Source organism: Pseudomonas sp. 5P_5.1_Bac1 (assembly GCF_025466015.1).
Taxonomy (GTDB): domain Bacteria; phylum Pseudomonadota; class Gammaproteobacteria; order Pseudomonadales; family Pseudomonadaceae; genus Aquipseudomonas.
The window spans coordinates 1-26,533 of the sequence record NZ_JANLNX010000007.1; the positions used below are offsets into that span (position 1 = coordinate 1).

At 63.7% G+C, this 26,533-nt stretch carries 25 protein-coding genes; 12 read left to right on the top strand and 13 right to left on the bottom strand.

All coding sequences use genetic code 11. The annotated features are described in order from the left end of the window. Nucleotides 1–4,188: beta strand repeat-containing protein (locus NTD82_RS01045; protein WP_262127462.1), on the top strand; the 4,188-nt coding region annotated here is incomplete at its 5' end. A 276-nt stretch (nt 4,189–4,464) separates the two neighbouring features. Here the strand turns inward: NTD82_RS01045 and NTD82_RS01050 are convergent. After that, nucleotides 4,465–4,848 (bottom strand): YbaN family protein, encoded by a 384-nt coding sequence (locus NTD82_RS01050; RefSeq protein ID WP_262127530.1) that lies wholly within the window; start codon nt 4,846–4,848, stop codon nt 4,465–4,467. Then, nucleotides 4,841–5,428 carry a YecA family protein gene (locus NTD82_RS01055; RefSeq protein ID WP_095160070.1) on the bottom strand — a complete coding sequence of 196 codons (588 nt, stop codon included), beginning with the start codon at nt 5,426–5,428 and terminating at the stop codon, nt 4,841–4,843. The genes NTD82_RS01050 and NTD82_RS01055 overlap by 8 nt, the downstream gene beginning before the upstream one ends. Before the next feature lie 239 nt (nt 5,429–5,667). Here NTD82_RS01055 and recQ point away from each other — a divergent pair, with 239 nt between their 5' ends. Then, nucleotides 5,668–7,800 (top strand): DNA helicase RecQ, encoded by a 2,133-nt coding sequence (recQ, locus tag NTD82_RS01060; protein WP_262127463.1) that lies wholly within the window; start codon nt 5,668–5,670, stop codon nt 7,798–7,800. Nucleotides 7,801–7,917: 117 nt separating this feature from the next. Then, the gene (locus tag NTD82_RS01065) at nt 7,918–8,358 is read left to right on the top strand and encodes a MarR family transcriptional regulator (RefSeq protein WP_095160068.1); all 441 of its coding nucleotides are present in this window, start codon (nt 7,918–7,920) and stop codon (nt 8,356–8,358) included. Nucleotides 8,359–8,442: 84 nt separating this feature from the next. Here NTD82_RS01065 and NTD82_RS01070 read toward each other — a convergent pair whose 3' ends face one another. Further along, on the bottom strand, nt 8,443–10,647 hold the full coding sequence (locus tag NTD82_RS01070) for a patatin-like phospholipase family protein (RefSeq protein WP_262127465.1): 2,205 nt from the start codon (nt 10,645–10,647) through the stop codon (nt 8,443–8,445). Between the two features lie 69 nt (nt 10,648–10,716). Between NTD82_RS01070 and NTD82_RS01075 the strand changes: the two genes are divergently transcribed. Next, nucleotides 10,717–10,998 (top strand): SelT/SelW/SelH family protein, encoded by a 282-nt coding sequence (locus NTD82_RS01075; protein WP_262127466.1) that lies wholly within the window; start codon nt 10,717–10,719, stop codon nt 10,996–10,998. 3 nt (nt 10,999–11,001) lie between these two features. Here NTD82_RS01075 and NTD82_RS01080 read toward each other — a convergent pair whose 3' ends face one another. Together NTD82_RS01080 and NTD82_RS01085 are read right to left on the bottom strand one after the other, a co-directional pair. Next, nucleotides 11,002–11,886 carry a DMT family transporter gene (locus tag NTD82_RS01080; RefSeq protein ID WP_262127467.1) on the bottom strand — a complete coding sequence of 295 codons (885 nt, stop codon included), beginning with the start codon at nt 11,884–11,886 and terminating at the stop codon, nt 11,002–11,004. 77 nt (nt 11,887–11,963) lie between these two features. Further along, nucleotides 11,964–12,728: an AraC family transcriptional regulator gene (locus NTD82_RS01085; RefSeq protein WP_262127468.1), complete on the bottom strand. Its 765-nt coding sequence runs from the start codon at nt 12,726–12,728 to the stop codon at nt 11,964–11,966. Nucleotides 12,729–12,858: 130 nt separating this feature from the next. Between NTD82_RS01085 and NTD82_RS01090 the strand changes: the two genes are divergently transcribed. Continuing rightward, nucleotides 12,859–13,680 carry a UDP-2,3-diacylglucosamine diphosphatase gene (locus tag NTD82_RS01090; protein WP_262127469.1) on the top strand — a complete coding sequence of 274 codons (822 nt, stop codon included), beginning with the start codon at nt 12,859–12,861 and terminating at the stop codon, nt 13,678–13,680. 14 nt (nt 13,681–13,694) lie between these two features. Here NTD82_RS01090 and NTD82_RS01095 read toward each other — a convergent pair whose 3' ends face one another. Beyond that, nucleotides 13,695–14,006: a DUF962 domain-containing protein gene (locus tag NTD82_RS01095; RefSeq protein WP_262127470.1), complete on the bottom strand. Its 312-nt coding sequence runs from the start codon at nt 14,004–14,006 to the stop codon at nt 13,695–13,697. Between the two features lie 142 nt (nt 14,007–14,148). On the opposite strand from NTD82_RS01095, the gene NTD82_RS01100 reads away from it, so the two are divergent. Further along, nucleotides 14,149–15,228 (top strand): AraC family transcriptional regulator, encoded by a 1,080-nt coding sequence (locus tag NTD82_RS01100; protein WP_095156805.1) that lies wholly within the window; start codon nt 14,149–14,151, stop codon nt 15,226–15,228. On the opposite strand, the gene NTD82_RS01105 is transcribed toward NTD82_RS01100, so the two are convergent. Then, the gene (locus NTD82_RS01105) at nt 15,185–16,639 is read right to left on the bottom strand and encodes a TrkH family potassium uptake protein (RefSeq protein WP_095156806.1); all 1,455 of its coding nucleotides are present in this window, start codon (nt 16,637–16,639) and stop codon (nt 15,185–15,187) included. The two genes, NTD82_RS01100 and NTD82_RS01105, sit on opposite strands and share 44 nt — an antisense overlap. 129 nt (nt 16,640–16,768) lie before the next feature. Here NTD82_RS01105 and NTD82_RS01110 point away from each other — a divergent pair, with 129 nt between their 5' ends. After that, a complete protein-coding gene (locus NTD82_RS01110; protein WP_095156807.1) occupies nt 16,769–17,323 on the top strand; it encodes a nitroreductase family protein in 555 nt (184 codons plus the stop codon). 54 nt (nt 17,324–17,377) lie between these two features. Here the strand turns inward: NTD82_RS01110 and NTD82_RS01115 are convergent, their stop codons facing one another. The 6 genes from NTD82_RS01115 to NTD82_RS01140 all read right to left on the bottom strand — a co-directional run bounded on the left by NTD82_RS01115 (nt 17,378) and on the right by NTD82_RS01140 (nt 21,437). Further along, entirely contained in the window at nt 17,378–18,718 is a 1,341-nt protein-coding gene (locus NTD82_RS01115; protein WP_262127531.1) for a sensor histidine kinase, read from the bottom strand. A gap of 60 nt (nt 18,719–18,778) precedes the next feature. Beyond that, the gene (locus NTD82_RS01120; RefSeq protein WP_262127471.1) at nt 18,779–19,210 is read right to left on the bottom strand and encodes an LTXXQ domain protein; all 432 of its coding nucleotides are present in this window, start codon (nt 19,208–19,210) and stop codon (nt 18,779–18,781) included. 126 nt (nt 19,211–19,336) lie between these two features. After that, a complete protein-coding gene (locus tag NTD82_RS01125) occupies nt 19,337–20,014 on the bottom strand; it encodes a response regulator transcription factor (protein ID WP_095156810.1) in 678 nt (225 codons plus the stop codon). Nucleotides 20,015–20,021: 7 nt separating this feature from the next. After that, the gene (locus tag NTD82_RS01130; RefSeq protein WP_095156811.1) at nt 20,022–20,414 is read right to left on the bottom strand and encodes a translation initiation factor 2; all 393 of its coding nucleotides are present in this window, start codon (nt 20,412–20,414) and stop codon (nt 20,022–20,024) included. A gap of 125 nt (nt 20,415–20,539) precedes the next feature. Beyond that, nucleotides 20,540–20,839, bottom strand: coding sequence for a YciI family protein (locus NTD82_RS01135; protein ID WP_095156812.1), 300 nt, complete (start codon nt 20,837–20,839; stop codon nt 20,540–20,542). Between the two features lies 1 nt (nt 20,840). Beyond that, nucleotides 20,841–21,437, bottom strand: coding sequence for a septation protein A (locus NTD82_RS01140; protein WP_095156813.1), 597 nt, complete (start codon nt 21,435–21,437; stop codon nt 20,841–20,843). 67 nt (nt 21,438–21,504) lie between these two features. Between NTD82_RS01140 and NTD82_RS01145 the strand changes: the two genes are divergently transcribed. The 5 genes from NTD82_RS01145 to rluB all read left to right on the top strand — a co-directional run bounded on the left by NTD82_RS01145 (nt 21,505) and on the right by rluB (nt 25,876). Then, on the top strand, nt 21,505–22,368 hold the full coding sequence (locus NTD82_RS01145; protein WP_095156814.1) for a PHP domain-containing protein: 864 nt from the start codon (nt 21,505–21,507) through the stop codon (nt 22,366–22,368). Between the two features lie 13 nt (nt 22,369–22,381). Beyond that, nucleotides 22,382–23,011 carry an L-threonylcarbamoyladenylate synthase gene (locus NTD82_RS01150; RefSeq protein WP_095157119.1) on the top strand — a complete coding sequence of 210 codons (630 nt, stop codon included), beginning with the start codon at nt 22,382–22,384 and terminating at the stop codon, nt 23,009–23,011. Between the two features lie 128 nt (nt 23,012–23,139). Beyond that, nucleotides 23,140–23,838 (top strand): segregation and condensation protein A, encoded by a 699-nt coding sequence (locus NTD82_RS01155; protein WP_175651932.1) that lies wholly within the window; start codon nt 23,140–23,142, stop codon nt 23,836–23,838. A gap of 16 nt (nt 23,839–23,854) precedes the next feature. Then, nucleotides 23,855–24,667 (top strand): SMC-Scp complex subunit ScpB, encoded by an 813-nt coding sequence (gene scpB / locus NTD82_RS01160; RefSeq protein ID WP_262127472.1) that lies wholly within the window; start codon nt 23,855–23,857, stop codon nt 24,665–24,667. Nucleotides 24,668–24,817: 150 nt separating this feature from the next. Next, a complete protein-coding gene (gene rluB, locus NTD82_RS01165) occupies nt 24,818–25,876 on the top strand; it encodes a 23S rRNA pseudouridine(2605) synthase RluB (protein ID WP_262127473.1) in 1,059 nt (352 codons plus the stop codon). Nucleotides 25,877–26,533: the final 657 nt, after the last annotated feature.

Sequence of the window (26,533 nt, forward strand, 5' to 3'; positions counted from 1 at the left end):
ATTGTTTCTGGCGGGGTAGCCTCCGGTTTCCCACAAACTGCTACGACGCCTTTGGGCAATACGCTGACCGTCACCGGCTACAACGCCAGTACTGGCGTGGTGACCTACAGCTACACGCTGCTGGACAACGAAGCGCATCCAAACGCTGGCGGTATCAACAATCTCACCGAAAGCTTCACCGTCACCGCGACGGACACCGATGGCAGCACTACCAGCGGCAGCCTCGACGTGAACATCGTCGACGACGTACCAACCGCTGCGCCTGACACCAACGCCGTCACCGCAACCGAAGCCCAACTGACCCTGACCGGCAACGTCCTGACCAACGATACCCAGGGTGCCGACCGTGTCACCGGACCGATCACCGCCGGCACCTTCACGGGCACCTACGGCACACTCGTACTGGCAGCAGATGGCTCCTACACCTACACCTTGAATCCCGCTGACCAGGACTTCTTCAACCTGCACGGCGGCGGTACTGGCACTGAGACGTTTGCCTACACCTTGAAGGACGCGGACGGCGACACCAGCACCGCCAATCTGGTTCTCAACATCAAGAACCTCAACGACCCAGTCACCCTCAACGGCCTGAACGTTGCGGGTGGTGAACTGACGGTCTACGAGAAAAACCTTAGCGACGGCAGCAACCCGAACACGCCGGCACTGACCCAAACCGGTACCTTTACCGTCACCGCTCCGGACGGTCTACAAACCCTGAGTGTGGGCGGTATCAACGTTGTTTCTGGCGGTGTGGCTGCTGGTTTCCCACAAACCGCAACGACTCCGCTGGGCAATACCCTGACCGTCACCGGCTACAACCCAAGCACCGGCGTAGTGACCTACAGCTACAAGTTGCTGGACAACGAAGCCCATCCAAACGCCGGCGGCATCAACAACCTCACCGAAAGCTTCACCGTCACCGCGACGGACACCGATGGCAGCACCTCCAGCGGTAGCCTCGACGTAAACATCGTCGACGATGTACCAACGGCTCGTCCCGATGCGGTCTCGGTCATCGAGGGCGATACGGTGATCGGCAATGTATTGACCAACGACACCAAGGGCGCCGATGACCCAGGCAGCAATGTGGTGGTGGGTGTCCGCTCCGGCTCCAACACCGCGACATCGGCCATTGGCTCGCTGAACACCAATGTCGCTGGCACCTACGGCACCTTGACCCTCGATGCCGCGGGGAATGCGGTGTATCACGCCAATCCGAACTCGGTGGCCGCTGCCGGTGCGCAGGATGTGTTCACTTACACCATCCGTGATGCCGACGGTGACGAAAGCACCACGACCCTCACCGTCAATGTGAAGGATTGTGCGCTGATAGCAGGTCAGGACCAGGATGTGACGGTGTATGAAAAAGCCCTGGACCTGATCAAGGATGGCCAAGACCTGGCCGCCGGTACTGTGGTCGGGAGCGATCCCGCTGCTACCACCGAAACCGGCAGTGGGACTCTGGTCGGGTCGGTGTCGGGCGGGTCTGGCGCCATCTCTTACAGCCTGATGGGAAGCTCGACTGGCACCTACGGCCAGATCCTGCTCAATGCCGACGGTTCCTACAAATACACCCTGACCTCTGCACCAAAAACGCCGGGTGGCGCCAACGATGGCGCGAATGTGATGACCGAGTCCTTCACCTACAAGGCGACGGATGCGTTGGGCAACTTCACCACCAGTACCATCCTGATCAACATCGTCGACGATGTGCCGAAGGCCGTGGGTGCAACCCGCTCTGTAACGCCGGGGCAGGTGGACTCTAACCTGCTGCTGGTCATCGACGTGTCGGGCAGCATGAACGATGCTTCCGGCGTGCCGGGGCTCACGCGTCTGCAACTGGCGAAACAGGCCATTGCCGCATTGCTCGACAAGTACGATGACTTGGGCGATGTGAAAGTGCAGATCGTCACCTTCTCCAGCGGCGCCACCGGGCAGTCGGCGGTGTGGGTCACGGTCGACCAGGCCAAGACCATCGTCAACGGCCTTAGCGCCGGTGGTTCGACCTACTACGACTCGGCCACTACCTCGGCGCAGAGTGCCTACACCACTGCCGGAAAAATTGTAGGTGCGCAGAACATTACCTACTTCTTCTCGGACGGTGAGCCGACCTCCGGGCACGCCATTTCCGGCACCCGGGAAACTACCTGGACCAATTTCCTCGATGCCAACGGGATCAAGTCCTACGCCATTGGCTTGGGCAGCGGGGTCAACGCCAGCAACCTCAATCCGCTGGCCTACGACGGCAGCACCCATACCGACACCAATGCCACTGTGGTGACTGATCTCAACCAGTTGAATTCGGTGCTCTCTGGCACGGTACAGGGGGCGCCGATCACCGGCAGCCTGATGAGCGGTGGGTACTTCGGCGCCGATGGCGGCTTCATCAAGTCGCTGGTGGTGGATGGCACGACCTACACCTACGATCCGAAAGGCAATTCCAACCAGGGTTCCTACGCCGCCAGTGGTACTGATCGCGGAACCTTCGACACCGTGACCAACAGCATCACCGTCAAGACGGTAATGGGTGGCTCGCTGGTGGTGAACATGGACAGCGGCGATTTCACCTACACCCCGCCGAAGGACACTGGCAGCAGTCAGGTGGAGAACGTCGGCTTTGTGGTCAGCGACAACGATGGTGACCTGAGCAATGCCAGCCTGGTGATCAATGTCTACACCAACGCCGCGCCAGTGGCGGGGGCCGACCACGTCATCACCAATATTCTCTCGGCCAATATCACGGTGCCGGCAGAGGCCTTGCTGGCTAATGACACCGATGCCAACAACGACCGCCTGACGGCCTCGCCGATCACCTTCAATACTGGCTGGGCCGCCCGGGGCGCCGACTTCACCGTGGGAAGTACTACGCCGACCGTTCCGTTCACGGGCAACGGGGACAGTCCGGCGAACCAGTTGAAGGACATTGCCCGCAGCACGTTTACCGGCACCAGCGGTTCCATGACCGCGGCGCTGATCGTCAGCGGCTATCTGGGGGCTGTCACGACCGCCAACGCCAACGATCAAGACGTGATCACGGTCACCCTGAAACAGGGCGAGAGCCTCAAGCTCGACCATGACCGGCCTGTCGGCAACATACTGATGGAATGGAAGGACGCGTCTGGCAGCTATCAGACGATTGCTGACGGCAGCTCCTTCGTCGCCGCTCATGACGGGCTCTACAGCATTCATGTGGTCAACCTCACCAACACGAGCGGCAGCGGCGTCAACAACGCCGAGAACTACCAGTTGACCATGACCGTCGATTATTCGGGCGCGGCCAACAGCACTCCGCAGTACAACGGCAGCTACACCGTCAGCGACGGTCACGGCGGCACCGCCACCGGCGCGCTGGATATCACCTACCAGGACAGTTCCACCCTGACCGGCACCGCCAATGCCGACACCCTGCTCGGCGGCAGCGGCAACGACACCCTCAACGGGGGAGACGGCAATGATGTGTTGGTGGGCGGCGCTGGCAACGACTCGCTGTACGGCGGCAACGGCAATGACTTGCTGATCGGCGGCCTTGGTAACGATCTGCTCGACGGCGGGGCCGGAATCGACACGGCGAGTTACGCAAGCGCCACGAGCGCCGTGACGGTCAACCTGAGTACCGCTGGCCAGCAGAACACGGTTGGTGCTGGGCTGGATACGCTGGTCTCGATCGAGAACCTGATTGGCTCGGACTACAACGACACCCTTACCGGTGACGGTGGCGCGAACCGTCTGGAGGGTGGCCTGGGCAATGACACGCTCAACGGCGGTGGCGGCGATGATGTGCTGATTGGCGGGCGCGGGGACGACACGCTCACCGGTGGGCCGGGCAGCGACACGTTCCTCTGGCAGCAGGGCGATATCGGCCACGATGTGGTGACCGACTTTACCCCGGGCACCGATCATCTGGACCTGTCGCAGTTGCTCCAGGGCGAAAACACTACGCCGGCCTCGCTGGATGACTACCTGCACTTCAAGGTGAGCGGCAGCGGCGCAAGCGTGGTGTCGACCATCGAGGTCAGTTCGGTGGCCGGGGCGGCGCCGACCCAGACCATCGACCTTGCGGGGATCGACCTGGCCCAGCATTACGGGGTGACGGCGGGGGCGGGAGGGGTGATCGCCGCGGGGGCGGACACGGCGACCATTATCAACGGCATGATCAATGACCATTCGTTGAAAGTGGATACGGTTTAAGGGCGGGGACCGCGGGAGTGGCGCAGCATGCGGCGCCGCTCCCGCTTTTTTGTTCCACAGAATACCGGGAGTGATAATCCTTGGGGGCGTTGAAGCGGTGCTGTCCTTGTAGGAGCTGGCTTGCCAGCGAATGAGCATGGACAGCGATGGCGTTTTATCCGGCGATGCTGAAGCTGTAGGAGCGAGCTTGCTCGCGAACGGCCCCAATACACACCCAAAAACCCAAGCCCAACCCGAAAGATCATCCTCCCCGAGCGTTCGCGAAAAAACCTTTTTTCAACGCGACCGGCGCAGCGTTTTCTGTCGAAGGATGTAGATCGTCACCAGCACCGCACTGGTCAACATGAAGCCACGCGCCCACGGCGAAGGCACCAGGTAACACGAGAAACTGATGCTGGCCCACATCAGGCCGATGGCGTAGACCTTGCCCTTGAGGGGAATGCCTTCGCCGCTGAGGTAGTCGCGGATCCACGGGCCAAGGCGCGGGTGATTCACCAGCCAATCATGGAAGCGGGGGGAGCTGCGGGCGAAACATGCGGCCGCGAGCAAAAGAAAGGGGGTGGTTGGCAACACCGGAAGGAAGATGCCAATCACCCCCAGCGCGACGCTGAGCCAGCCGATGGCCAGCAGCAGGTAGCGCACGAACGCGAACTCAGTGATGGCGTGGCTTGAGCAGGGCCGGCTTCTCGTCTGGCGCGTGGCAGAGCAGGTACAGCGCGGTCAGCGCTTCCGGAATCTGCACGATCATGTCGTCCATCAGGTTCGCGTCGCTGGCGATGTCGGCGAATTCCGGCTGTTCATCGAACAGGCCGGAACCGACCATGATCGGCAGGAGCATTTCGCTGACTTCTTCCTCGGCGCTTTCGAACCAGGCTTCCTCACGCAGGAAGACGCCTTCCATGAAACCGATGCACCAGCCACGCAGGTCGGAATCGTCAGGCTCGTCGCCCAGGTCGAGGTCGCATGGCAGCTCGAATTCCTCGTCGCTGGCCAGTTGGCGGGCGATGTGGGCCTTGAGCTGGATCAGCGTGGCTTCGATCTCGGCACGCTGTGCGTCGTTGGCGTAGTGAGGTTCCTCGGCGAACAGGGCGTCGATCCACTCACGGTCGGTCACCTCTTCGGCGCTGATCGACAGCGCGGTCAGGTAGCCGTGGGCGGCAACGTAGTCCAGCGCCTCTTCGTGCAGCTCGTCGGCGTCGAGGAAGGCTTGCAGGCGGGTCAATTGCTCAGCGAAGGACATTAGGGGCTACCTTGGAAATATAACGATGCTGAATTCTAGCATTTTGCAGCACCTGCAACGCAAAGGATGACGGTCTATCGTGCAACCCCCTTTGGCGTTGGGTGCTCGGGTATACTGCCGGCTTTTTTCCGGTGGGTGCGGATTTCCCCGGTAAAAGCTGCTTGCGCATTTTTGCGTGAGTCGCGGACGGTTTTCATCCAGCCTGTGGCCGGGATGGTTTCACGATTTTTGGAGTGGTTATGCTCGAACAGGCTCAGCGCGTCCTCAAGGATATCTTCGGCTACGACAGCTTCCGGGGACGCCAGGGGGCGATCATCGAACGCGTGGCCAACGGCGGCGATGCGTTGGTGCTGATGCCCACGGGCGGCGGCAAGTCGCTGTGCTTCCAGGTTCCGGCGCTGTTGCGCAATGGCCTGGCGGTGGTGGTGTCGCCGCTGATCGCGCTGATGGAAGACCAGGTCGCGACCCTCGACGAGCTGGGCGTGGCCGCCGCCTCGTTGAACTCCACCCTGAGCGCCGAGCAACAGCGCGAACTGGCCGGGCGGATCCGCCGCGGTGAGCTGAAAATGCTCTATCTCGCGCCGGAACGCCTGGTGCAGCCGCGCATGCTGGACTTCCTGCGTGAACTCGATATTGCCCTGTTCGCCATCGACGAGGCCCACTGCGTGTCGCAATGGGGCCATGATTTCCGCCCCGAATACCTGCAACTGGGCCAGTTGGCCGAGTACTTCCCCAATGTGCCGCGCATCGCCCTGACCGCCACGGCGGACATGCGTACACGGGAAGAAATCGTCACCCGCCTGCACCTGCAAGACGCCGAGCGCTTTCTCTCCAGCTTCGACCGTCCGAACATCTTCTACCGCATCGTACCCAAGGAGCAGCCGCGCAAGCAGTTGCTGGCGTTCCTCGGCGAGCGCCGCGGTAACGCCGGGATCGTTTACTGCCTGTCGCGCAAGAAGGTCGATGAGGTCGCCGCGTTCCTCTGCGACCAGGGCTTCCCGGCGCTGCCGTATCACGCCGGGCTGCCTGCCGAGACCCGTGCCGCCAACCAGCGCCGCTTCCTCAATGAGGAAGGGCTGATCATGGTGGCAACCATTGCCTTCGGCATGGGTATCGACAAACCCAACGTGCGCTTCGTCGCCCATCTCGACTTGCCCAAGTCACTGGAAGCCTATTACCAGGAAACCGGTCGCGCCGGCCGTGACGGTTTGCCCGCCGATGCCTGGATGGCCTACGGCCTGCAAGACATGGTGATGCTCAAGCAGATGCTGCAGAACTCCGAGGGCGATGAGCGGCACAAGCGCGTCGAACAGCACAAGCTCGACGCCATGCTCGCCCTCTGCGAAGAAACCCGCTGCCGTCGCCAGGCCCTGCTGCGTTACTTCGACGAGGAGCTGCCGCAGCCCTGCGGCCATTGCGACAACTGCGTCGACGGCGTGCAGACCTGGGATGCCACCGAGTCGGCGCGTCAGGCGCTTTCGGCGGTCTACCGCACCGGCCAGCGTTATGGCGTCGGGCACCTGGTGGATGTGCTGCTGGGCAAGGACAACGAAAAAATACGCAACTTCGGTCACGAGAAGCTGGCGGTCTACGGCGTCGGCAAGGCCCGCGCCGAGGGCGAATGGCGTTCGCTGTTCCGCCAGTTGGTGGCGCGCGGCCTGGTCGATATCGATCTGGAGGGTTATGGCGGCCTGCGTCTGTCCGACAGTTGCCGGCCGTTGCTGCGTGGCGAAGTCAGTCTGGAACTGCGCCGCGACCTCAAGCCGCAGACCAGCAGCAAGTCCAGCAGCGGCGGCAGCCCGGCCAGCCAACTGGTGCGCGGCGAGGAGCGCGAGCAGTGGGAAGCCCTGCGCGCCCTGCGCCGCAAGCTGGCCGAGGAGCACGGGGTACCGCCTTACGTGATCTTCCCCGATTCCACCTTGCTGGAAATGCTCCGCAGCCAGCCGACCAGCCTCAGCGAGATGGCCCAGGTCAGCGGCGTTGGTGCGCGCAAGCTGGAGCGTTATGGCCAGGCCTTCCTGGAAGTGCTGGGCGGCGCAGCCGAGGCGCCTCCGGTGGTTGCCGATCTGCGCCACGAACTCGTCACCCTGGCCCGCGCCGGCATGACCCCGGCACAGATCGCCGGGCAGTTGCAGTGCAGCGAGAAGAACGTCTACAGCCTGCTCGCCGAGGCCATCGGTCGCCAGGAACTGTCGTTGGAGCAAGCCCTGGACCTGCCGGAAGACCTGATGGCGGAAGTGCAGGACGCGTTCCTCGATGGCGAGGGCGAACTGCCGCCAGTGTCGGAGATCAGCCCGCTGTTTGGCGCGCGGGTGCCAGAAGGCGTGCTGTATTGCGTACGTGCTGCACTGGCGTCCGAATTCGAGATGTGACCGGCGCGCCTGTCATGATTTTTTACGTTTGCCGTGAAGCCTCGTCCAGATGAACCTTGCCTAAGGGCAACGGCCATGGTTAGCTGGCTAATAATTAGTTCTGATTATGAGTTTTTTATGCCGTTGACCGATCAACACCGCTTCGGGATGCAACTGGCCCATATGTCCCGGGGCTGGCGTGCCGAACTGGACCGCCGCCTGGCGGGCCTGAACCTGTCCCAGGCGCGCTGGCTTGTGCTGTTGCACCTGGCCCGCTTCGAAGAAGCACCGACTCAGCGCGAGTTGGCGCAGAGCGTGGGGGTTGAAGGTCCGACCCTGGCCAGGCTGCTCGACAGCCTCGAAGCCCAGGGGTTGGTGCGGCGTCAGGCGGTGGTGGAAGATCGACGCGCGAAGAAGATCGTCCTTTGCCCACCGGCAAAGCCACTGATCGACCAGATCGAAACCATCGCCAACGCCCTGCGACTGGAGTTGTTCATCGGCGTGGATGAAGAGGACCTGGCGGTGTGCATGCGGGTTCATACGCGGATTCTGGCGAACCTGGAAAAGTCCAAGGTCTGACCGGATCTGGCAAGACAAAAAAACCGATGCATTGTGCGTCGGTTTTTTTATGGCTTCAGCAAGGCGGCGGCTCCTAAGACCCCTTCAGAACGTCTGCCCCAAATTCAGATAAACCGCCTTCTCATCTTCGCTGTTGAAGCCATAACTGAAGCTCAGCGGCCCCAACGGTGTATCGAAACCGACGAAGACACTCGCCGCGTTGACATAACCGCTGTCGAATTCATTGTCGTTGTTCCAGATCCGCCCGCGCTCCAGCGAGCCACCCAGGTACAGCGGGAAGTCCAGCGGCAGGTAGGCGCGCGGCGTCAGCCGACGGTAATACACCATGCGCATCAGGCTCAGGTTCTGCCCGGACAACGAGTTCTGGCGGAAGCCCGAAAGCTGCCGCGGCCCACCCATCACCATGCTCGACACCACCACGTCGGCATCGTCCAGCGTCCGTCCATAACGCCCGCCCAGCACCCAGGTGTTCGGGCCGCTGCTCAGTGCCTTGTCCAGCTTGAAGTCCCATTGCCGGTAGCGTTGATCGGAACCGAGGTCCGGTTCGAACTGGCGCAGGGTCAGGCGGATGTCTTCGCCGCTGTGGGGGAAGTAGACGTTGTCCAGAGTGTCGAAGGAGTACTTCAGCTCGTAGAAACCTTCGTTGAAGTTGACCTTGGGCAGGTCCTGGTCGCCGACTCGCACCTCGGCCTTGCCCCAGGCCTGGCCTACGCCGAAGCGCACTTCACCGCTGTTGCCAATCTGCCGACCGAGGTTCAGGCCGAAGCCGTAGCGCTCCAGGCGGTATTCGGCGACGGGGTCGTTGTCCAGCGTCGCCTCGATGTTCTGCGAGCCGAGGTTCAGGTACGGTGCGACGAAATAGCGCGAGCCGGTATCCAGCGGCTGGTAGAACTCGCTGTACAGCTCCTGCACATCACCAATCTGTGCTCGGGTCAGCCATTCCGCGCCGAGCCTGTTGATGCCGTTCACCCGGTAGCTGGCGCCGAGGTTGAAAGCGCTGTCGCCGCGCATGTCGTCCGAGAGGTTGAGGCCCAGGCGCAGGTAGTCGGTGCCGCCGCGGCGACCGCGGGCGTTGATCACCAGGGTGTTGTCCTGGCCCTTGTGCACCACGCGGTATTGCACCCGGTCGAAGTAATCCAGGCCGTACAGGGTGCCCATGTCGGTCTGCAGACGGTCCAGTTCCAGCGGCTGGCCGACGGGTTGGCGGATGTAGTAGCGGATCACGTCGTCGCTGACCTTGGAGTCGTTCTCCACTTTGATCGCGGTGATCACCGGGGTCCGTTGCCCTGGCGAGCGGGCCACCGCCAGCTCGGCGCCGCTGCCTTCGACATGGCGCAGGGCGGCCAGGCGAGGTCCGAGAATTTGTGTCGCGCGGTAGCCGGCTTCGACCATTTCCGGGGCGCGCCCGAAGTCGGTGACGCCGAAGCTGGCCAGTGACGGCTGAATCAGGATGTCGTCGCGCTTGAGGGCGGCCAGTTGTTCTTCGGAGTTGCGCCGGGTCATCAGGGTGATGGACTGGTTGAGCACATCGACCACCGTCGCCAGTTGCTTGCGGTTGCGCAGCGGCGTGCCGATATCGACGACGATGGCGATGTCCACGCCCATTTCCCGCACGATATCCAGCGGGATGTTGTCCACCATGCCGCCGTCGACCAGCAACCGGCCCTCCAGCTCGACCGGGGCGAACACCGCCGGGATCGACATGCTGGCGCGAATCACCTGGGGCAGGTGGCCGCGGCTGAACACCACTTTTTCACCGCTGGCGATGTCGGTGGCCACGGCGCGGAAGGGGATCGGCAACTTGTCGAAGTCGCGGGTATCGCTGGTGTGGGCCAGCAGGCTTTCCAGCATCAGCGCCAGGTTCTGGCCCTGGATCACCCCCAGCGGGAGGCCGAGGCTGCCGTCGTCGCGGAAGCTGATTTTCTGTTTGATCAGGAAGTCGCGGTCGTCCTGTTTGCGGCGGAACGGGACGTCCTTGCGCGGCGGCGCATCGGAAAGGGCCTGCTGCCAGTCGATCGATAGCGCCAGTTTCTCCAGTTCCTCGATCTTGTAGCCGGAGGCATAGAGCCCGCCGATCACCGCGCCCATGCTGGTGCCGGCGATGGCGTCGATCTTCACGCCCTGTTCTTCCAGCGCCTTGAGCACGCCGATATGGGCCAGCCCGCGGGCGGCACCGCCGGACAGCACCAGGCCGACCTTGGACCGGGTAGCGCCAGGCTTGGCGGTCTCGGCGGCGAACAGGGAAAGGGACGTGGACAACAGCAGCAGACAGAGCAGCAGGCGGCGCATCGTGGCTCTCGGAGCGAAGGGCAAAGACCGCTAGTATAAGCGCCACACATTTTGTTTGAGGTTGTTACCGTGAGCGCGCCGAAGCCGGAAATTGTCATCACCTATTGCACCCTGTGCCAATGGCTGCTGCGCGCGGCCTGGCTGGCCCAGGAACTGCTCAGCACGTTCAGCGACGAGCTGGGCCGCGTGGCGCTGGAGCCGGCCAGCGGCGGTACGTTCCGCATCACCTGCGATGGCGTGCAGATCTGGGAGCGCAAGGCCGACGGCGGCTTCCCGGAAGCCAAGGTGCTCAAGCAGCGGGTGCGCGACCAGATCGACCCCGAGCGCGACCTCGGTCACAACGACCGCTGAGTTTCAGCTTTGCCCGGCGGCGGCCTTGCGAGGCTGAGCGCTGGCGGCGAGGCGACTGGACACCACGATCGCCAGGATAATCAGCGCACCGCCCAGCAGCATGCGCGGGGTGGGCGTCTCGGCGAATAGCAGCCAGGCCATGGCGATGCCGTAGATCGGCTCCATCGCGAAAACCACCGCGGCGGTGCGCGCCTTGATCACCGCCAGCGAGGCGACGAACAGGCTGTGGGCGACCCCGGTACAGAAGACGCCGAGCAAGGCGATCCACAGCCAGTCCATCGCTGGCACCTCGGCCAGGCCTGGCGCCGCGAACGGCAGCAGGCACAGGGCGACCACAAGGTTCTGGCACAGCGCCGCTTGCACTGCCGGAATGCGCCCGGAGCCGGCGCGGTTGGTCAGTGACAGCAATGAGAACAGCAGCCCCGAGAGAAGCGCCCAGAGCAGGCCGCCGGTGGCCTCGCTGGCCAGATTGAATTCCGGGGTGACCAGCACCAGACCGATGCTCACCAGCGCTACCAGCACCATCTCATTGCCGCGAATCCGCTCGCGGAACAGCAGCCCTTCGAGGATCACCGTGAAGGCCGGGAAGCTGGCGAAACCCAGGGTGGCGATGGCCACGCCACCAACCTTGACCGCGATGAAGAAGCTCACCCAGTGCCCGGCCAGCAGCACGCCGCCGAGTGCCAGGCGGCGCCAGTCCTGGGCCTGTAACGTCCGCCAGGCCGGGCCGGCGAGGCGGGCGAACAGGCCGAGGGCGAGCACCGCGAAGGCGGCGCGGCCGAAGACGATGATCGAGGGCGCGGCGCTGGCGAGCTTGCCGAAAACGCCGGTCAGGCCGAAAAACAGCGCGCCGATATGCAGGGCGCCGAGGGCGGTGCGGTGGTTCATGGGAGTCCTTGATGAGCAGGCGACAGCGCGGCCAGTGTAAGGCGGGCCACGCCGGGGTGTCTGTCGCGGTCCTCGCGTCAGTTGTCGCCAGACTCGCGGCGCAGCGCACCGGGGCTGCGACCGAAGGCCTTGAGCATGGCGGCGGCGAAGGCGCTCTGGGAACTGTAGCCAACCCGGCTGGCGATCTCGCCGACCGGCAAGGACGTGGCTTGCAGCAATTGCCGCGCACGCAGCAGGCGGCGCTGGCGAATGTAGTCCATCGGCGTTATGCCGCGTTCGGCCATGAAGCGGGCATGCAGGCGTGCGCTGGACAACCCGGCCAGCCGCGCCAGGTCGGCGACCTGCAACGGATAGGCCGCGTACTGCTCGATATGGGCGTCGAAGCTGGCGTAGGGCAGTTCGCGCTGGATCGGGCTGGCGCTGGCAGCGGCATTCAAGCTGGCGAGCAACAGCACCGCGCCCTGGCGGGCAATCAGCGGGTCGCTCACGGGACTGAGGGCCAGCCAGTCCACCAATTGCTGCTGGCGAGTGTCCAACAGCAGCGGGCCGGGCCGTTCCAGCAGACGGTGGCAGTCACCCGCATGTGCGCCGAGGCTGTTGGCCAGCCAGTTGTCGGCGGGCACATCCAGCACCAGGCAATGGCTGCCGGTGTCGCTGCCGCACGTGTGGTGGGCGCCGGCGGGAACCACCATGAGGTCCTGGCGCTCGACCCGCGCGCCGCGTCCGTCCACTTCGAAATCCAGGCGCCCGCGCAGGCCGAACACCAGTTGCGGGTGCTCGTGGCTATGGGCGATCAGGTCGTCGCGGTAGTGGCGCAGGGTGAGGATCGGGCCGCAGCTCATGGCGAGGGTCCAGGCGGGTGAAAGGCGCCAGTTTACTCTCGCCGCGGCTGTCATGGGACTGCCGCATGGCTGTCATGTTCGATTAACCGCCGACTGGCAAGCTCGCCCAAAGTCTGCCGGAGCCCCGCCCATGACCAGTGCCGCGTTGATCAAACCCTCGCGCAAGCAGCGCGTACGCACCCTGTGGATTTCCGATGTGCACCTGGGCACCCGCGACTGTCAGGCCGAGCACTTGTCGCAATTTCTCAAGCGCTATCACGCCGACCGCATCTACCTGGTCGGCGACATCATCGACGGCTGGAAACTGCGCGGCGGCATGTATTGGCCGCAGGCCCACACCAACGTGATTCGCCGCCTGCTGACCATGAGCAAGCGCGGCACCGAGGTGATCTACGTCACCGGCAACCACGACGAATTTCTCCGTCGCTACTCGAAACTGGTGCTGGGCAACATTCATCTGGTGGACCAGGCCGAGCACCTCACCGCCGACGGCCGCCGCTTGCTGGTGATCCACGGCGACCAGTTCGACGTCATCACCCGCTATCACCGCTGGCTGGCCTTTCTCGGCGACTCGGCCTACGAATTCACCCTGACCCTCAACCGCTGGCTGAATCACTGGCGGGCGCGCTACGGCTATGGCTACTGGTCGTTGTCGGCGTACCTGAAACACAAGGTCAAGAGCGCGGTGAACTTCATCAGCGACTTCGAGGAAGCCATCGCCCGCGAGTGCGTGAAACAGGGCTTCCACGGGGTGGTTTGCGGGCATATCCACCACGCCGAGATCCGCAAGGTCGGCGAGATCGACTACCTCAACTGTGGCGACTGGGTGGAGTCCTGCACGGCGCTGATCGAGCACTGGGACGGCCAGATCGAGCTGTATCGGCTGGCGGATGACCAAGCGCGGCAGGCGCAAGCGGACGCGGCGCGGCTGGCTGAATCCGTGCAGGGTTGATTTCAGCCAGGATTCTAGAAACTCACCTTCCCGCGCAGCATGTCGCGGTACATCGCGAAATCTCCCAACAGGCTGTAGAGCGGATAGCTGAAGGTGGCCGGGCGGTTCTTCTCGAAGAAGAAATGCCCGACCCAGGCAAAGCCGTAGCCGGCGAACGGCACGGCCAGCAGCAACAGCCACTTGCCGCTGCCGATGGTGTAGGCGAGTAGGGCAATCACCAGGGTGGTGCCGACGAAGTGCAAGCGCCGGCACGCGGGGTTGCTGTGCTCGCCCAGGTAATAGGGATAGAACTGCTCGAAGCTGTTGAAGCGCTGCAGATTGTCCACGGCTTTAGCCTCCCTGTTCTTGTAAGTTTGCAACCTATAGGGCGTGGAGCCTGAACTGAGTCTAGAGTCAGTAGCTGTATCAGCAAGTGACAATAGGCGCCACTTTAGTATCCTTTGCGTCTCCCCAAAACCTGAGCCCGCCATGAACGAGAGAACCACGTCAGCAAGCTGGGCCTCCGGGATTGTCAAAGCGCTCGAGCTTGAAGGGCTCGACTGTCCTGGCCTGTTTCGCAAGCTCGGCCTGGACTTCGCCGCGTTGGATGACCCTGACGCGCGCTTCACCCAGGACTCGATGACCCGTCTCTGGCAACTGGCCGAGGAATTGTCCGGCAACCACGCCATCGGCCTGAACATGGCCCGGGTGGTGCGACCGGCGTCGTTTCATGTGGTGGGTTATGCGCTGATGTCGAGCCGGACCCTGGCCGAGGGCTTCGAGCGTCTGGTGCGTTATCAGCGGATCATTGCCGAAAGCTCCGACCTGAGTTTTCACCTCGGCCCGGAAGGCCATGCCCTGATTCTTACCGTCCACGGCGACCATCTGCCGCCGACCCGACATAGCTCCGAAGCGTCGCTGGCCTGCGCGTTGTCGTTGTGCACCTGGTTGAGCGGGCGGGTGATCCAGCCACGGCGGGTGCTGATCCAGGGCCCGCAACCCCACGATATCGAACCCTACAAGACGGCATTTCACTCGCCGCTGGTGTTTGGCGCGCCCTATGACGCGCTGATCTTCGATCCGCAAGACCTGCAGGCGCCGCTACCCACCGCCAACGAGGCAATGGCGACCCTGCACGACCGCTTCGCCGGGGAATACCTGGCGCGTTTCTCCGAAAGCCGGGTGACCCATCGCGCTCGCCAGGTGTTGTGCCGGGTGCTGCCGCAGGGCGAACCCAAGCGCGAACTCGTGGCCCAGGCGTTGCACCTGTCCCAGCGCACCTTGCAGCGTCGTTTGCAGGAGGAGGGCACCAGTTTTCAGGCCCTGCTGGATGACACCCGGCGCGAACTGGCCGAGCAGTACCTGGCCCAGCCGGGCATGACCCTGCTGGAAACGGCCTACTTGTTGGGATTCGCCGACCCGAGCAATTTCTTCCGGGCCTTTCGCCGCTGGTTCGATGTCACCCCCGGCGAATACCGCGCCCGCCGCCACGGACTGAACCAGCCCGAGGCGGCGCAAGCGCCGGTCAGTGACGCCAGAACGCCGGCATACATAGAACCAGCACAGTAATGATCTCCAGGCGGCCGAGCAGCATGCCGCCGGCAAGGATCCATTTGGCGGCATCTGGCAGGGTGGCGAAGTTGCCCGCCGGGCCGATGGTCTCGCCAAGGCCGGGGCCGACGCCGGACACGGTGCTGGCGGCGCCCGTCAGGGCGGTCATCCAGTCGACGCCGAGCAGCGACAGTAGCAGGGCGATCACGCAGATGGTGATGGCGAAGAAGAACGAGAAGGTCAGGATCGAACGGACGATTTCCTCGTCGAGCCGGTGACCGTTGTATTTCTGCTTGATCACCGCCCGCGGGTGGATCAACTGGTTCAGCGACGCCTTGAGCAGGATATAGGCGACCTGGAAACGGAAGATCTTGATGCCGCCCGCGGTCGAGCCCGAGCAGCCACCGATGAAGCCCAGGTAGAAAAACAGCATCAGCGAGAAGTTGCCCCACAGGCTGTAGTCGCCCAGGGCGAAGCCGGTGGTGGTGACCACCGAGGTGACGTTCAGCGCGACGTGGCGCAGGGCATCGAGCCAGTGCAGCTTGGTGGTGGCCCAGTACCAGGTGCCGAGCACCAGCCAGGTCACCACCAGCAACAGCAGCAGGCCCTGGACCTGCTGGTCCTTGATCAGCGCCTTGCGGTTGCCGCGCAGGGTCGCCACATACAGGGTGAACGGCACGCTGCCGCAGATCATCACCACCACCGCGACCCAATGCACTGCCGGCTGTTGCCATTTGGCCAGGGACAGGTCCGAGGTGGAGAACCCGCCGGTGGAAATCGCCGACATGGCGTGGTTGATCGCATCGAACGGGTTCATGCCCGCCAGCCAGAAGGCCAGGCCGCCGACCGCGGTGATGCCGATGTACACCAGCACAATGGACTTGGCGACCATGTGCGAACGCGGCATGACCTTCTCGGAGCGGTCCGACGACTCGGTCTGGAACAGGCGCATGCCACCGATGCGCAGCAGCGGCAGGATCGCCACCGCCATGCCGATGAAGCCGATACCGCCGAGCCAGTGCAGCAGCGAGCGCCACATCAGGATCCCCGGCGACATGCTGTCCAGGCCGCTGAGCACCGTGGCGCCGGTGGCGGTGATGCCGGACATGCTTTCGAAGAAGGCGTCGGTGTAGCTGATGTGCTGGGTCAGCAGGAAAGGCAGCGCGGCGAAAATGCACACCACCAGCCAACTGCTGACGGTCAGCAGGTACATGTCCCGCGGGCGCAGATGCACGTGCTCCGGCCGGCCGGGAATCACCAGCGCGAGGCCCGCGATGAAGGTGATGAGGCTGGACCAGAGGAACGACGGCATGTCGCTGGTGCGTTCGAAGATGACCAGCGTCGCCATCGGCACGACCATGCTGACCGCCAGAGTGATGAGGAAGATGCCGATAATGAAACCGATGATCCTTAAGGTCGGCAACGCCATGTGATCTGCTCTGACTCGAAACGGAAGGGCGCCATTCTACCTGCGGGCCTTTTTAAGTAAACGTCGCTGTGGTGTTTGATCGGCAGGGCACTAGAATGGGCCCTCATTTTTCGACCTGGAGGGTAGCCGATGGAGGCTCTCGACGTTTTGCTCAACCGTGTTTCCGTTCCGCGCCTGACGGACCCGGCGCCCAACGCCGCCCAGCGTGAAGGCCTGTTCCAGGCGGCCTTGCGTGCACCGGATCACGGCCAGTTGCGGCCTTGGCGTTTCCTCACGGTCGAAGGCGAGGCGCGGGCCCGTCTGGGCGAGCTGTTCGCCGAAGTGGTCGCGCTCAAGGGTGATGCTACCGAAGCCGCCCTCGACAAGGCGCGCGCCATGCCACTGCGGGCGCCGCTGCTGGTGCTGGTGATTGCCCGGACCCAGGAACACTTCAAGGTGCCGGTGTCCGAGCAGGTGCTGGCGGCGGGGTGTGCCGCCCACGGGATTTTGCTGGCGGCCCATGCGCAAGGCATCGGCGCGGTGTGGCGGACCGGCGAGATGGCCTACTCGGCGCATGTGGCCAAGGGCCTGGGTCTGGAAGCGGGGGAAGAGTTGATTGGCTTCCTGTACCTCGGCACGCCAATGGGTGAGCCGCGGACTGCGCCGGTATTGAAGACCGAGGACTTTGTCAGCGCCTGGGGCTGATTTCCGGGCTCATCGCGACGGCTAGGCGTGCCGAACCGTCGCGAACGCTACAAATCAGGCACCCCCACCCGCCTGAACCGGCAATACCAGCGTCGCCACAAACCCGCCCTGCGGGTGGTTGGCCAACTGCAAACTCCCGCCATGGCGCTCCGCCGCCCGCCGCGCAATCGCCAGGCCCAGACCATGCCCCGGCGCACTCTGCCCAGGTGCACGGAAAAACGGCTCGCCCAACTGCTCCAGATGCTCCGGCGCCACGCCCGGCCCGTGATCGCGCACGCTGATGACGATCCGCTCGCCCTCCTGTAATGCCGTGACCTCGATCGGTCGACCTTCCGGACTGAAGCGCAAGGCATTGCGCAGCAGGTTGTCCAGCGCCCGCTCCACCATCGTCGGCCAGCCCTGAAGCGTGAGGCCCGGGGCTTCCTGGATCTGGATCTCCTGCTCCGGCGCGCTCAGTTGCGCGTCCTTGCACACGCTGTTCAACAGCGCATTGAGGTCGACGGGCTCGGCGTGGGCATGCTCGGCATCGACCCGCGCCAGCACCAGAATCTCGCTGATCAAGGCTTCCAGCCGGTCGCACTCGCGGGTCAGGCGTGGCCAGTAGGTTTCCCGTTGTTCCGGTTCCGCTCGCTCGGCCAAGGCCAGGGCGATGCGCAACCGTGCCAACGGCGAACGCAACTCGTGGGAAACGTCGCGCAACAATTGGCGCTGGCTGCCGATCAGGCTTTGCAGGCGTGAGCCCATGCGGTTGAAGTCGTTGGCCAGAACGCCGAATTCATCACGACGGCTGGCCAGCCGCGCCAGGCTGTTCTGCTGGTAGCTGGCCTGGCCGAGGTCATGTACCGCACCGCGCAGGCGACTGAGCGGGCGGGTAATGGACAGCGTGACCAGCAGGCTGAACAGGGTCAGCACCACCAAGGTGATGCCCAGTGCACTCAGGGGCCAGATCAGGCTCTCGCGGTGCCAGGCATCCAGTTCGGGATGCGGGATGCGATAAATCAACAGGTAGGTAGTGCCGCTGCCGGGGCTGGTGTATTCCTCGGTGAGGCGGCGCCAGGGCAGCGGGCGATCGTCATTGCCTTGCCGCGCTTCGAACACCGCCGCCCGGCGCGGGAACGTACCCGGTACCACGGCTTCGCCGGCCTCGTTGAGCACCTGCGTATCGATGTGGTAGCGGTGTTTGCGTTGTTCGAGGTAGCGCTGGGCGATTTCCGGGCCTTGCTGCTCGTAGCGCTCTGCCCAGTTTTTCGCCAGAACGTTGAGTCCTGGATGACGACTGAGAATCCAGGCGTCCTGGTTGAGTGTGTGCCCGAGCAGGATCGACAGACCGGCGACCAGGGCGATGGCGAGCCAGAAGCTGGCCAGGATACGCCAGAACAGTGAACGCAAGGGCAGTCCCTCTAATGACGGAAGCCCGGCCTGCATGAGCAGGCCGGGCGGGGGAGGTGTGACAGCTTACTGGGCCTTCTTGCCGTTTTCAGCTTTCCAGGCCTGGAACTGTTGCCATTCGGCGCGGCGTTCCTCGCGTTTCTTCTGCAGTTCGTCGAACTGCTTCTGCTGGTCCGGCTTGAGCAGGGCGCGAATGTCAGCCTGGGTCTTGTCCTGTTTGGCCTTGAGCTCGTCTTTCATGGCTTTCTGCTCGGCGGCCGGCAGTTTGTCCAGGTAGCGCTGGGTGACATCGCGGCGGTTCTTCATTTCTTCGCCCATCAGCTTGCCGACTTGCTGGCGCTGCTCGCGGGACAGGTCCAGTTGGGCGAAAGGCGCGTCACCGCGGTGGTGCTCGCCGTGGCGTGGACCAGGGCCTGGGCCTGGGCCACCTTCGGGCATGGCCATGGCGACGGTGGGCAGGGCGGCAGCGAACATCAGGGCGATAAGGGTCTTGCGCATGGTGTCTCTCCTATCTGTAGGCCGGTCGTTACCGGATGTGGCCAGTCTATGGAGATCAAGGTCAGCGGCGGTCAGCCAAGGGTAAAGCCTGGGTAAAGACCGCCGGGAACCTGACTGACACAGCGCTTACAGGCTGTAGTAGTAGCCGCGGCTGCGCAGCGCGACGATGCGCGGGCGACCGTCAGGGTGGGGGCCGATCTTCTTGCGCAGGTTGCTGACGTGCATGTCGAGGCTGCGGTCGTAGAGCGTCAGTTTGCGGCCGAGGGCGATCTGCGCCAGTTCCTGCTTGTCCAGCGGTTCGCCGGGTTGGCGGAGCAGGGCTTCGAGGATGCGGCTTTCGGAGAGGGTCAGGGTCAGCTCGCGTTCGTCGATCTCGACCACGCCACGCGCCGGGCTGAAGTTCAGGTCGCCAATTTCAAGCTGGCTCGGTGCTGCGGGGGCATGGCTGCGGCGTAATACGGCGCGCAGGCGGGCGGTCAGTTCGCGAGGGTCGCAGGGTTTGGCCAGGTAATCGTCGGCGCCCAGTTCCAGGCCGAGGATGCGGTCCAGTGGTTCGCCGCGGGCCGATAGCATCAGCACCGGCAACTCGGGGTGCTCGCTGCGCAACTGCTTGAGCAACTCCAGGCCGCTGCCGTCGGGCAGCATCACATCCAGCACCACCGCTGCCGGAGCCTGTTCGGCCAGGGCTTTGCGGGCGCTCTGGCCATCGTGGCAGGCACGGACCTGGAACCCTTCCTGGCTCAGCCAGTGGGCGAGCAACTCGCAGAGTTCCTGGTCGTCGTCAATCAGTAACAGCTCACTCATGTCTCACTCAATTCAACCATTGCTTGCGCCTTCTGTGGCTACCGCTGACAAAGATACCGCAGAGCACGGCGATCAGGGTGACCGCGCTGCCGATCACGAACCATTGCTGCTGATCGGTCAGCAGTTTAGGGGCCGTGCTGGCCTGAGACTCCTTGAGCATCAGCTTGAGGCGCTGGTTTTCCTGGCGTAGTCGGCCCAGTTGCGCGTTTTCGCGCTCGCTGTCGGTATTTTGCAGTTGCTGGGTCAGTGCTTCGCGTTGAAGCTCGCTCTCTTTCAGTCGCTGCTGCAACTCGGTGATCTGGCTGCCCGCACTCAGCGACAGCGGTGTGGCCTCTTCGGCCTGGGTGAACGGGCTCAGCAACAACAGGCACAGCAGCATGGACAACGGACCTTGACGCATCGGAACTCCTGTAATTCCAGTCGAGTGTTCAGGGTGTTGTCGGCCGCGCGATGAGAATAATGAGCAACTGCCCCGATTAAAAAACGGGGCACGGCGCGCCAGGCTCGGCCGGCGCGCCGTGGGTGTTACGGCAGGACTTGCTTGAAGGGTTTGACGATGACGTTGTCGTAGACGCCGGCGGCGATGTACGGGTCGGCGTCGGCCCAGGCCTGGGCGGCGTGCAGCGAGTCGAACTCGGCGACGATCAGGCTACCGCTGAAACCGGCGGCGCCCGGATCGTTGCTGTCGATGGCCGGGTGCGGGCCGGCCAGGACGATGCGTCCTTCAGCCTTCAGTTGTTGCAGACGCTCCAGGTGCGCCGGGCGTGCGGCCAGACGGTTTTCCAGCGAGTTGGCAACATCGGTGGCGATGATGGCGTAGAGCATGTCATTCCTCGGGTTTGGGAGTGGTGGGGTCGCTGTCGTGCATGTGACGGGACAGGTAGACACCCTGGCCGACCAGGAACAGCACGGTCATGCCCAGGCTGCCGAACACTTTGAAGTCGACCCAGAAGTCCTGGAACGTGAAGGCGACGAACAGGTTGGCCGCGCCGCAGATCAGGAAGAAGGCGATCCAGGCCAGGTTCAGGCGGGTCCAGACCGGGTCCGGGAGGGTCAGCGCGTGGCCCATGATGCGCTTGATCAGCACCTTGTCGCCGACGAAGTGACTGCCGAGGAACGCCAGGGCGAACAGCCAGTTGACCACCGGGGCTTTCCACTTGAGGAAGGTTTCGCTGTGGAAGGCCAGCGTCAGGCCGCCGAACACCAGGCAGGCGACCAGGGTCAGCCATTGGCCTTTTTCCAGCTTGCGCTGGCGGATGAGCAGGGTGCCGTAGACCACCAGCGAGCTGATGATCAGCACTGCGGTGGCGCTGTAGATGCCGCCCAGGCTGAAGCTCTGGCCGGCGACGTCGACGACGCGGGGATCGAGTTTGTAGACGATGAAAAACAGGAGCAGCGGGATGAAATCGATGAATTGTTTCACGGTGGCAGCCAGGAGCGGGATGTGTCGGCATAATAACAAACCTCAATGAGAGGGAAAGCGTCACCCCATGAATGTTGATCTGCACTGCCACAGCACCGCGTCGGACGGCTCGCTGACTCCCACCGATCTGGTTGCCCGCGCCTATGAACAGGGCGTCCGGATGATGGCCCTGACCGACCACGACACCCTCGAAGGCCAGCTTGAGGCCCGCGAGGCGATGCACGCGCGCGGCATGCAATGGGTCAGCGGGATCGAGCTGTCGTGTACCTGGTCGGGCGTCACCATCCACGTCCTGGGTTACGGATTCCCGCTGGATGCCCCGCCGTTGCTGGAGGCCGTCGAGTCCCTGCACCGCGGCCGCTGGCTGCGCGCCGAGGAAATCAGCCGGCGCCTGGCGGCCAAGGGCATGCCCGGCGCGCTGGAAGGCGCGCGGGCGATCCAGCAGGCGCTCGGTGACAGCGGCAACGCGCCGGCGCGCCCGCATTTCGCCGACTTCCTGATCAGCGCCGGCTACGTCAAGGACCGCGCCGAAGCGTTCCGCAAATGGCTCGGCGCCGGCAAGCTGGGTGACGTCAAGCTGCACTGGCCGACCCTCGACGACACGGTAGAGACCCTGCGCGCCGCTGGCGCCTGGGTCAGCCTGGCCCATCCGATGCATTACGAACTCACCCGCAGCAAGCGCCGCCGGCTGATTGCCGACTATATTCAAGCAGGGGGACAGGCGCTTGAAGTGGTCAACGGCATGCAGCCGGCCGAACAGGTCGGCACGTTGTCCATCCTGACCCGTGAGTTCGGTCTGCTGGCCAGTGCTGGCAGCGACTTCCATGGCCCGGGCACCTGGTCCGAAATCGGTGTCTACCGGCCTCTGCCGGAGGATCTGCCACCTCTGTGGCGTCGATTCAAACATGAGCAGCCATCCGCGGCCGTCTGAACAGGAAGACAATGTGAGTCAATTTTTCCAGATACATCCGGAGAATCCGCAGCCGCGCCTGATAAAACAGGCGGTCGAGATTATCCGCAAGGGCGGGGTGGTGGTGTATCCGACCGACTCGTCCTACGCCATGGGTTGCCAGATCGGCGACAAGAACGCCGTGGAGCGGGTACGTCAGTTGCGCAAGCTGGACAAGAACCACAACTTCACGCTGATCTGCTGCGACATGTCGCAACTGGGGCTGTTCGCCAAGATCGACACCGGCACCTTCCGCCTGCTCAAGGCCCATGTGCCGGGGCCTTACACGTTCATCCTCAACGCCACCCGCGAGGTGCCGCGCCTGCTCTTGCATGAAAAGCGCCGCACCATCGGCCTGCGCGTGCCGGACCATCCCATCGCCCTTGCGCTGCTGGAAGAGCTCGGCGAGCCGCTGATGAGCGTCAGCCTGGTGATGCCCGGCGAGTCCGAGCCGATGACCGATCCCTATGAAATGCGCCAGGCGCTCGAGCACCACGTCGACCTGATCATCGACGGCGGTTTCGGCGGCCTGAAAGCCTCCACCGTGATCAATTTGTCCGGAGACGAGCCGGAAGTCATACGGGTCGGTTGCGGCGACCCTGCGCCTTTCATGGTCGAAGCGTGAGCATGGTCGAAGAGGTAGAGGCTCCGGTCGATCCCCAGGCCGGCGCCCAACAGGAACTGCCGCTGGTCATGGTCTATGGCCAGGCCCTGACCGAAATGCCGGTGGACCTGTACATCCCGCCGGACGCCCTGGAAGTGTTCCTCGAAGCCTTCGAAGGCCCGTTGGACCTGCTGCTCTACCTGATCCGCAAGCAGAACGTCGACATTCTCGATATCCCGGTGGCGGAAATCACCCGCCAGTACATGGGCTATGTCGAGCTGATGAAGACCGTGCGCCTGGAGCTGGCCGCCGAATACCTGGTGATGGCGGCGATGCTGGCCGAGATCAAATCGCGCATGCTCCTGCCGCGGGCCGAGCAGGCCGAGCAAGAAGAAGACGACCCGCGCGCCGAGCTGATTCGTCGCCTGCAGGAGTACGAACGCTTCAAGGCCGCCGCCGAGGACATCGACCAACTGAGCCGGGTCGGCCGCGACATCATCGTGCCGCGCCTCGACGCCCCGCAGGCCAAGGCGCGCAAGCTGCTGCCGGATGTCTGCATCGAAGAAGTGCTGATGTCCATGGCCGAGGTGTTGCGCCGCAGTGATCTGTTCGAAAGCCACCAGATCAGCCGTGAGGCGCTGTCGACCCGCGAGCGCATGAGCGAAGTGCTTGAGCGCCTCAAGGGCGGTGGCTTCGTGCCGTTCGTCGAGCTGTTCACCGCGGAGGAGGGCAAGCTTGGCGTGGTGGTGACCTTCATGGCGATTCTTGAGCTGGTCAAGGAATCGCTGGTCGAACTCGTGCAGAATGAGCCCTTCGCGCCGATCCACGTCCGGGCCCGGGCAGAATGAATTCAAGAGCAACCGCATGAACCTGAACGACCCGCGCGACCTGGCGCCCCTGCTCGAAGCCTTCCTCCTGGCCTCGGGTAAACCGCAATCGCTGGAGCGGCTTTTCGAGTTGTTCGAGGAAGCCGAGCGCCCTGACTCCAGCGTGTTCAAGGAAGCCCTCGAAGTGCTGCGGGCATCCTGTGCCGGGCGGGCTTTCGAGCTGGTGGAGGTTGCTTCCGGTTATCGCCTGCAGATTCGCGAGACCTACGCGCCGTGGGTCGGCCGGTTGTGGGAAGAGCGTCCGCAGCGCTATTCCCGAGCCTTGCTGGAGACCCTGGCGTTGATCGCCTATCGCCAGCCGATCACCCGCGGCGAGATCGAGGATGTGCGTGGCGTCGCGGTCAACACCAATATCGTCAAGACGCTCCTGGAGCGCGAGTGGGTGCGGATCGTCGGCTACCGCGAGGTGCCCGGCCGGCCGGCGATGTTCGCCACCACCAAGGGCTTCCTCGACCACTTCAACCTGAAAAGCCTCGACGAACTGCCATCCCTGGCCGAACTGCGGGAAATGGAGCCGGCGCCGATGCCGCCAATGGACCTCGACGACTTGCCCGTGCCCGCGCATTTGCAGGCCCTGGCCGACGCCAGCGCCGAGCCTGACGGCGAGGCGCCGGTGGAAGAAACCAGCTTCCGCACCTTGCTGGTGGAGCTGGATGCGATGGAAGAAGGCTTGAAAACCGATTTCGACGACCTGCTGCGTGACCTGCCCGAAGCGCCTGGCGAGACGGCGGATGACGCGGTGGACACCGACGACAGCCCCGACGCTTTGCCCGAAGCATCCCGCGACTGATCCACCGTCCGGCGCAAAGCGCGGCACCGATGGCGATATACCGCTACGCTCTGATGCGTTTGCGCCGGGATCAGCGTATGATTCGCGACCTTTTTGGTGCTTGGCGCACCAGAAACCCAGATTTGAATCTCTACACCGGGAGGTGCCCAGATGAGTGAACAAGACCTGCAAGACAGCCCACCACGTCCGTCCGGCGAAAAACTGCAAAAAGTACTCGCGCGCATTGGCGTGGGTTCGCGCCGTGACGTCGAAGCCTGGATCGGCGAAGGCCGCATCAAGGTCAACGGCGTTGTCTCCACCCTCGGCCAGCGCGTCGACCTGCACGACGCCATTTCCGTCGACGGTCGCCTGATCAAGCGCGAAGAAAAAGCCGAAGCCGTACGCCGCGTCATCATGTACAACAAGCCCGACGGCGAGATCTGCACCCGTGACGACCCGGAAGGCCGTCCGACCGTGTTCGATCGCCTGCCGCGGCCGAAAGAGGGCCGCTGGATCAACGTCGGCCGCCTCGACATCAACACCACTGGCCTGCTGCTGTTCACCACTGATGGTGAGCTGGCCAACCGTTTGATGCACCCGTCCTACGAGATGGACCGCGAGTACGCCGTGCGCGTGCGTGGTGAAGTCGATGACGACATGATCGCCCGCCTCAAGGAAGGCGTGGTGCTGGAAGACGGTCCGGCACGCTTCACCGATATCCAGCAGGCGCCGGGCGGTGAAGGTTTCAACCACTGGTATCACTGCGTGGTGATGGAAGGCCGTAACCGTGAGGTTCGCCGCCTGTGGGAATCCCAGGGTCTGGTGGTCAGCCGCCTGAAGCGCGTGCGTTTCGGTCCGGTGTTCCTCAACTCCGACCTGCCGATGGGTCGCTGGCGCGAAATGAGCCAGGGCGAAATCGACATCCTGGCCGCCGAAGTGGGCCTGACCCCAGTGGCGATGCCGGCGATGAATGCCAAGGCCAAGGACAAGCTGGAGCGCATGCAGCGTAAATCCAGCAAGCCGGTCGGTCGTGGCGAGCGCGTGCGGACCCTGCGTCCGGCGAAGGAGGGCGCCACCGAGCGTTCGCCGCGCCAGCCGCGCGACGATTCCGCGCGTAAAGGCCGCAGCACTGTTGCCGAGCGTCCGAGCGACGTGCGTCGCAAGCCGGCGGGCACGCCGAAGCGTCCGGGTGGCGGCGGTAGTGGTCGTGGCAAGCCTCGCTCTGAGTAAGGGCCGGGTGTGAAAAAAGCCAACCTTCGGGTTGGCTTTTTTTTGTCCCGGTTTTTTGTAGCGCATAGGCGTGCAGCGATGACCGCCCCTGTTGGCTACCCAAACAATCTCTGCCTGGCAATTTTTTGAACCACTTTGTAAATAATTTGTTACGAGGTCGGGCCGCTTCTCCAGCCAATCCGCAGCGCCATTCGTCTTGTAAACATTCCGTGCCGAAAATCCCCTTCCGACCCGCTTTACGTTCGCGTCAACACCTTGCTACAGCCCCCGTGGCACGGTGTTATGTGGGCCATTGCCATGTGCCTGACCCGCCGCAGAGTGGGCCAGAAAAAAACAACAAGAACGGAGGGCGCCATGTACGCCATTCACTTTCCCAGGCTTCATTCCTCCCGCTGGAACGCTGCGTGCCGTCAACAGAACGTTACGCGATGTGTTGACCCCTGCGTCAATGCAAGGGTATACAGTGCGCCGCGTTTTACCTGTGACCCTATTGCGTACCACGCAACCTTGCTGATGCCAGGCTGAGCGACCGGGCCCGTTGCCCGTGTCGAATTGCCCGTATTCAAGCGCCAAGGTAACCACCCCTTGTCAATTCCGCTGCGCCACGAGCGCGGTGGGTCCGATCCCGTCACAGATAAAAACAACAGGTGACTTCGT

Excerpts from the sequence above, each read along its gene's own strand:
- NTD82_RS01080 (WP_262127467.1), bottom strand. The coding sequence starts at position 11,886 with ATGAACCACCGCACCGCCCTCGGCGCCCTGCATATCGGCGCGCTGTTT.
- scpB (WP_262127472.1), top strand. The coding sequence starts at position 23,855 with ATGAACCTGAACGACCCGCGCGACCTGGCGCCCCTGCTCGAAGCCTTC.
- NTD82_RS01070 (WP_262127465.1), bottom strand. The coding sequence starts at position 10,647 with ATGCGCCGCCTGCTGCTCTGTCTGCTGCTGTTGTCCACGTCCCTTTCC.
- NTD82_RS01105 (WP_095156806.1), bottom strand. The coding sequence starts at position 16,639 with ATGGCGTTGCCGACCTTAAGGATCATCGGTTTCATTATCGGCATCTTC.
- NTD82_RS01120 (WP_262127471.1), bottom strand. The coding sequence starts at position 19,210 with ATGCGCAAGACCCTTATCGCCCTGATGTTCGCTGCCGCCCTGCCCACC.
- NTD82_RS01090 (WP_262127469.1), top strand. The coding sequence starts at position 12,859 with ATGACCAGTGCCGCGTTGATCAAACCCTCGCGCAAGCAGCGCGTACGC.
- recQ (WP_262127463.1), top strand. The coding sequence starts at position 5,668 with ATGCTCGAACAGGCTCAGCGCGTCCTCAAGGATATCTTCGGCTACGAC.
- NTD82_RS01065 (WP_095160068.1), top strand. The coding sequence starts at position 7,918 with ATGCCGTTGACCGATCAACACCGCTTCGGGATGCAACTGGCCCATATG.
- NTD82_RS01135 (WP_095156812.1), bottom strand. The coding sequence starts at position 20,839 with ATGCTCTACGCCATCATCGCCACCGATGTTGCCAACTCGCTGGAAAAC.
- NTD82_RS01110 (WP_095156807.1), top strand. The coding sequence starts at position 16,769 with ATGGAGGCTCTCGACGTTTTGCTCAACCGTGTTTCCGTTCCGCGCCTG.
- NTD82_RS01085 (WP_262127468.1), bottom strand. The coding sequence starts at position 12,728 with ATGAGCTGCGGCCCGATCCTCACCCTGCGCCACTACCGCGACGACCTG.
- NTD82_RS01145 (WP_095156814.1), top strand. The coding sequence starts at position 21,505 with ATGAATGTTGATCTGCACTGCCACAGCACCGCGTCGGACGGCTCGCTG.
- rluB (WP_262127473.1), top strand. The coding sequence starts at position 24,818 with ATGAGTGAACAAGACCTGCAAGACAGCCCACCACGTCCGTCCGGCGAA.
- NTD82_RS01100 (WP_095156805.1), top strand. The coding sequence starts at position 14,149 with ATGAACGAGAGAACCACGTCAGCAAGCTGGGCCTCCGGGATTGTCAAA.
- NTD82_RS01130 (WP_095156811.1), bottom strand. The coding sequence starts at position 20,414 with ATGCGTCAAGGTCCGTTGTCCATGCTGCTGTGCCTGTTGTTGCTGAGC.
- NTD82_RS01125 (WP_095156810.1), bottom strand. The coding sequence starts at position 20,014 with ATGAGTGAGCTGTTACTGATTGACGACGACCAGGAACTCTGCGAGTTG.
- NTD82_RS01055 (WP_095160070.1), bottom strand. The coding sequence starts at position 5,428 with ATGTCCTTCGCTGAGCAATTGACCCGCCTGCAAGCCTTCCTCGACGCC.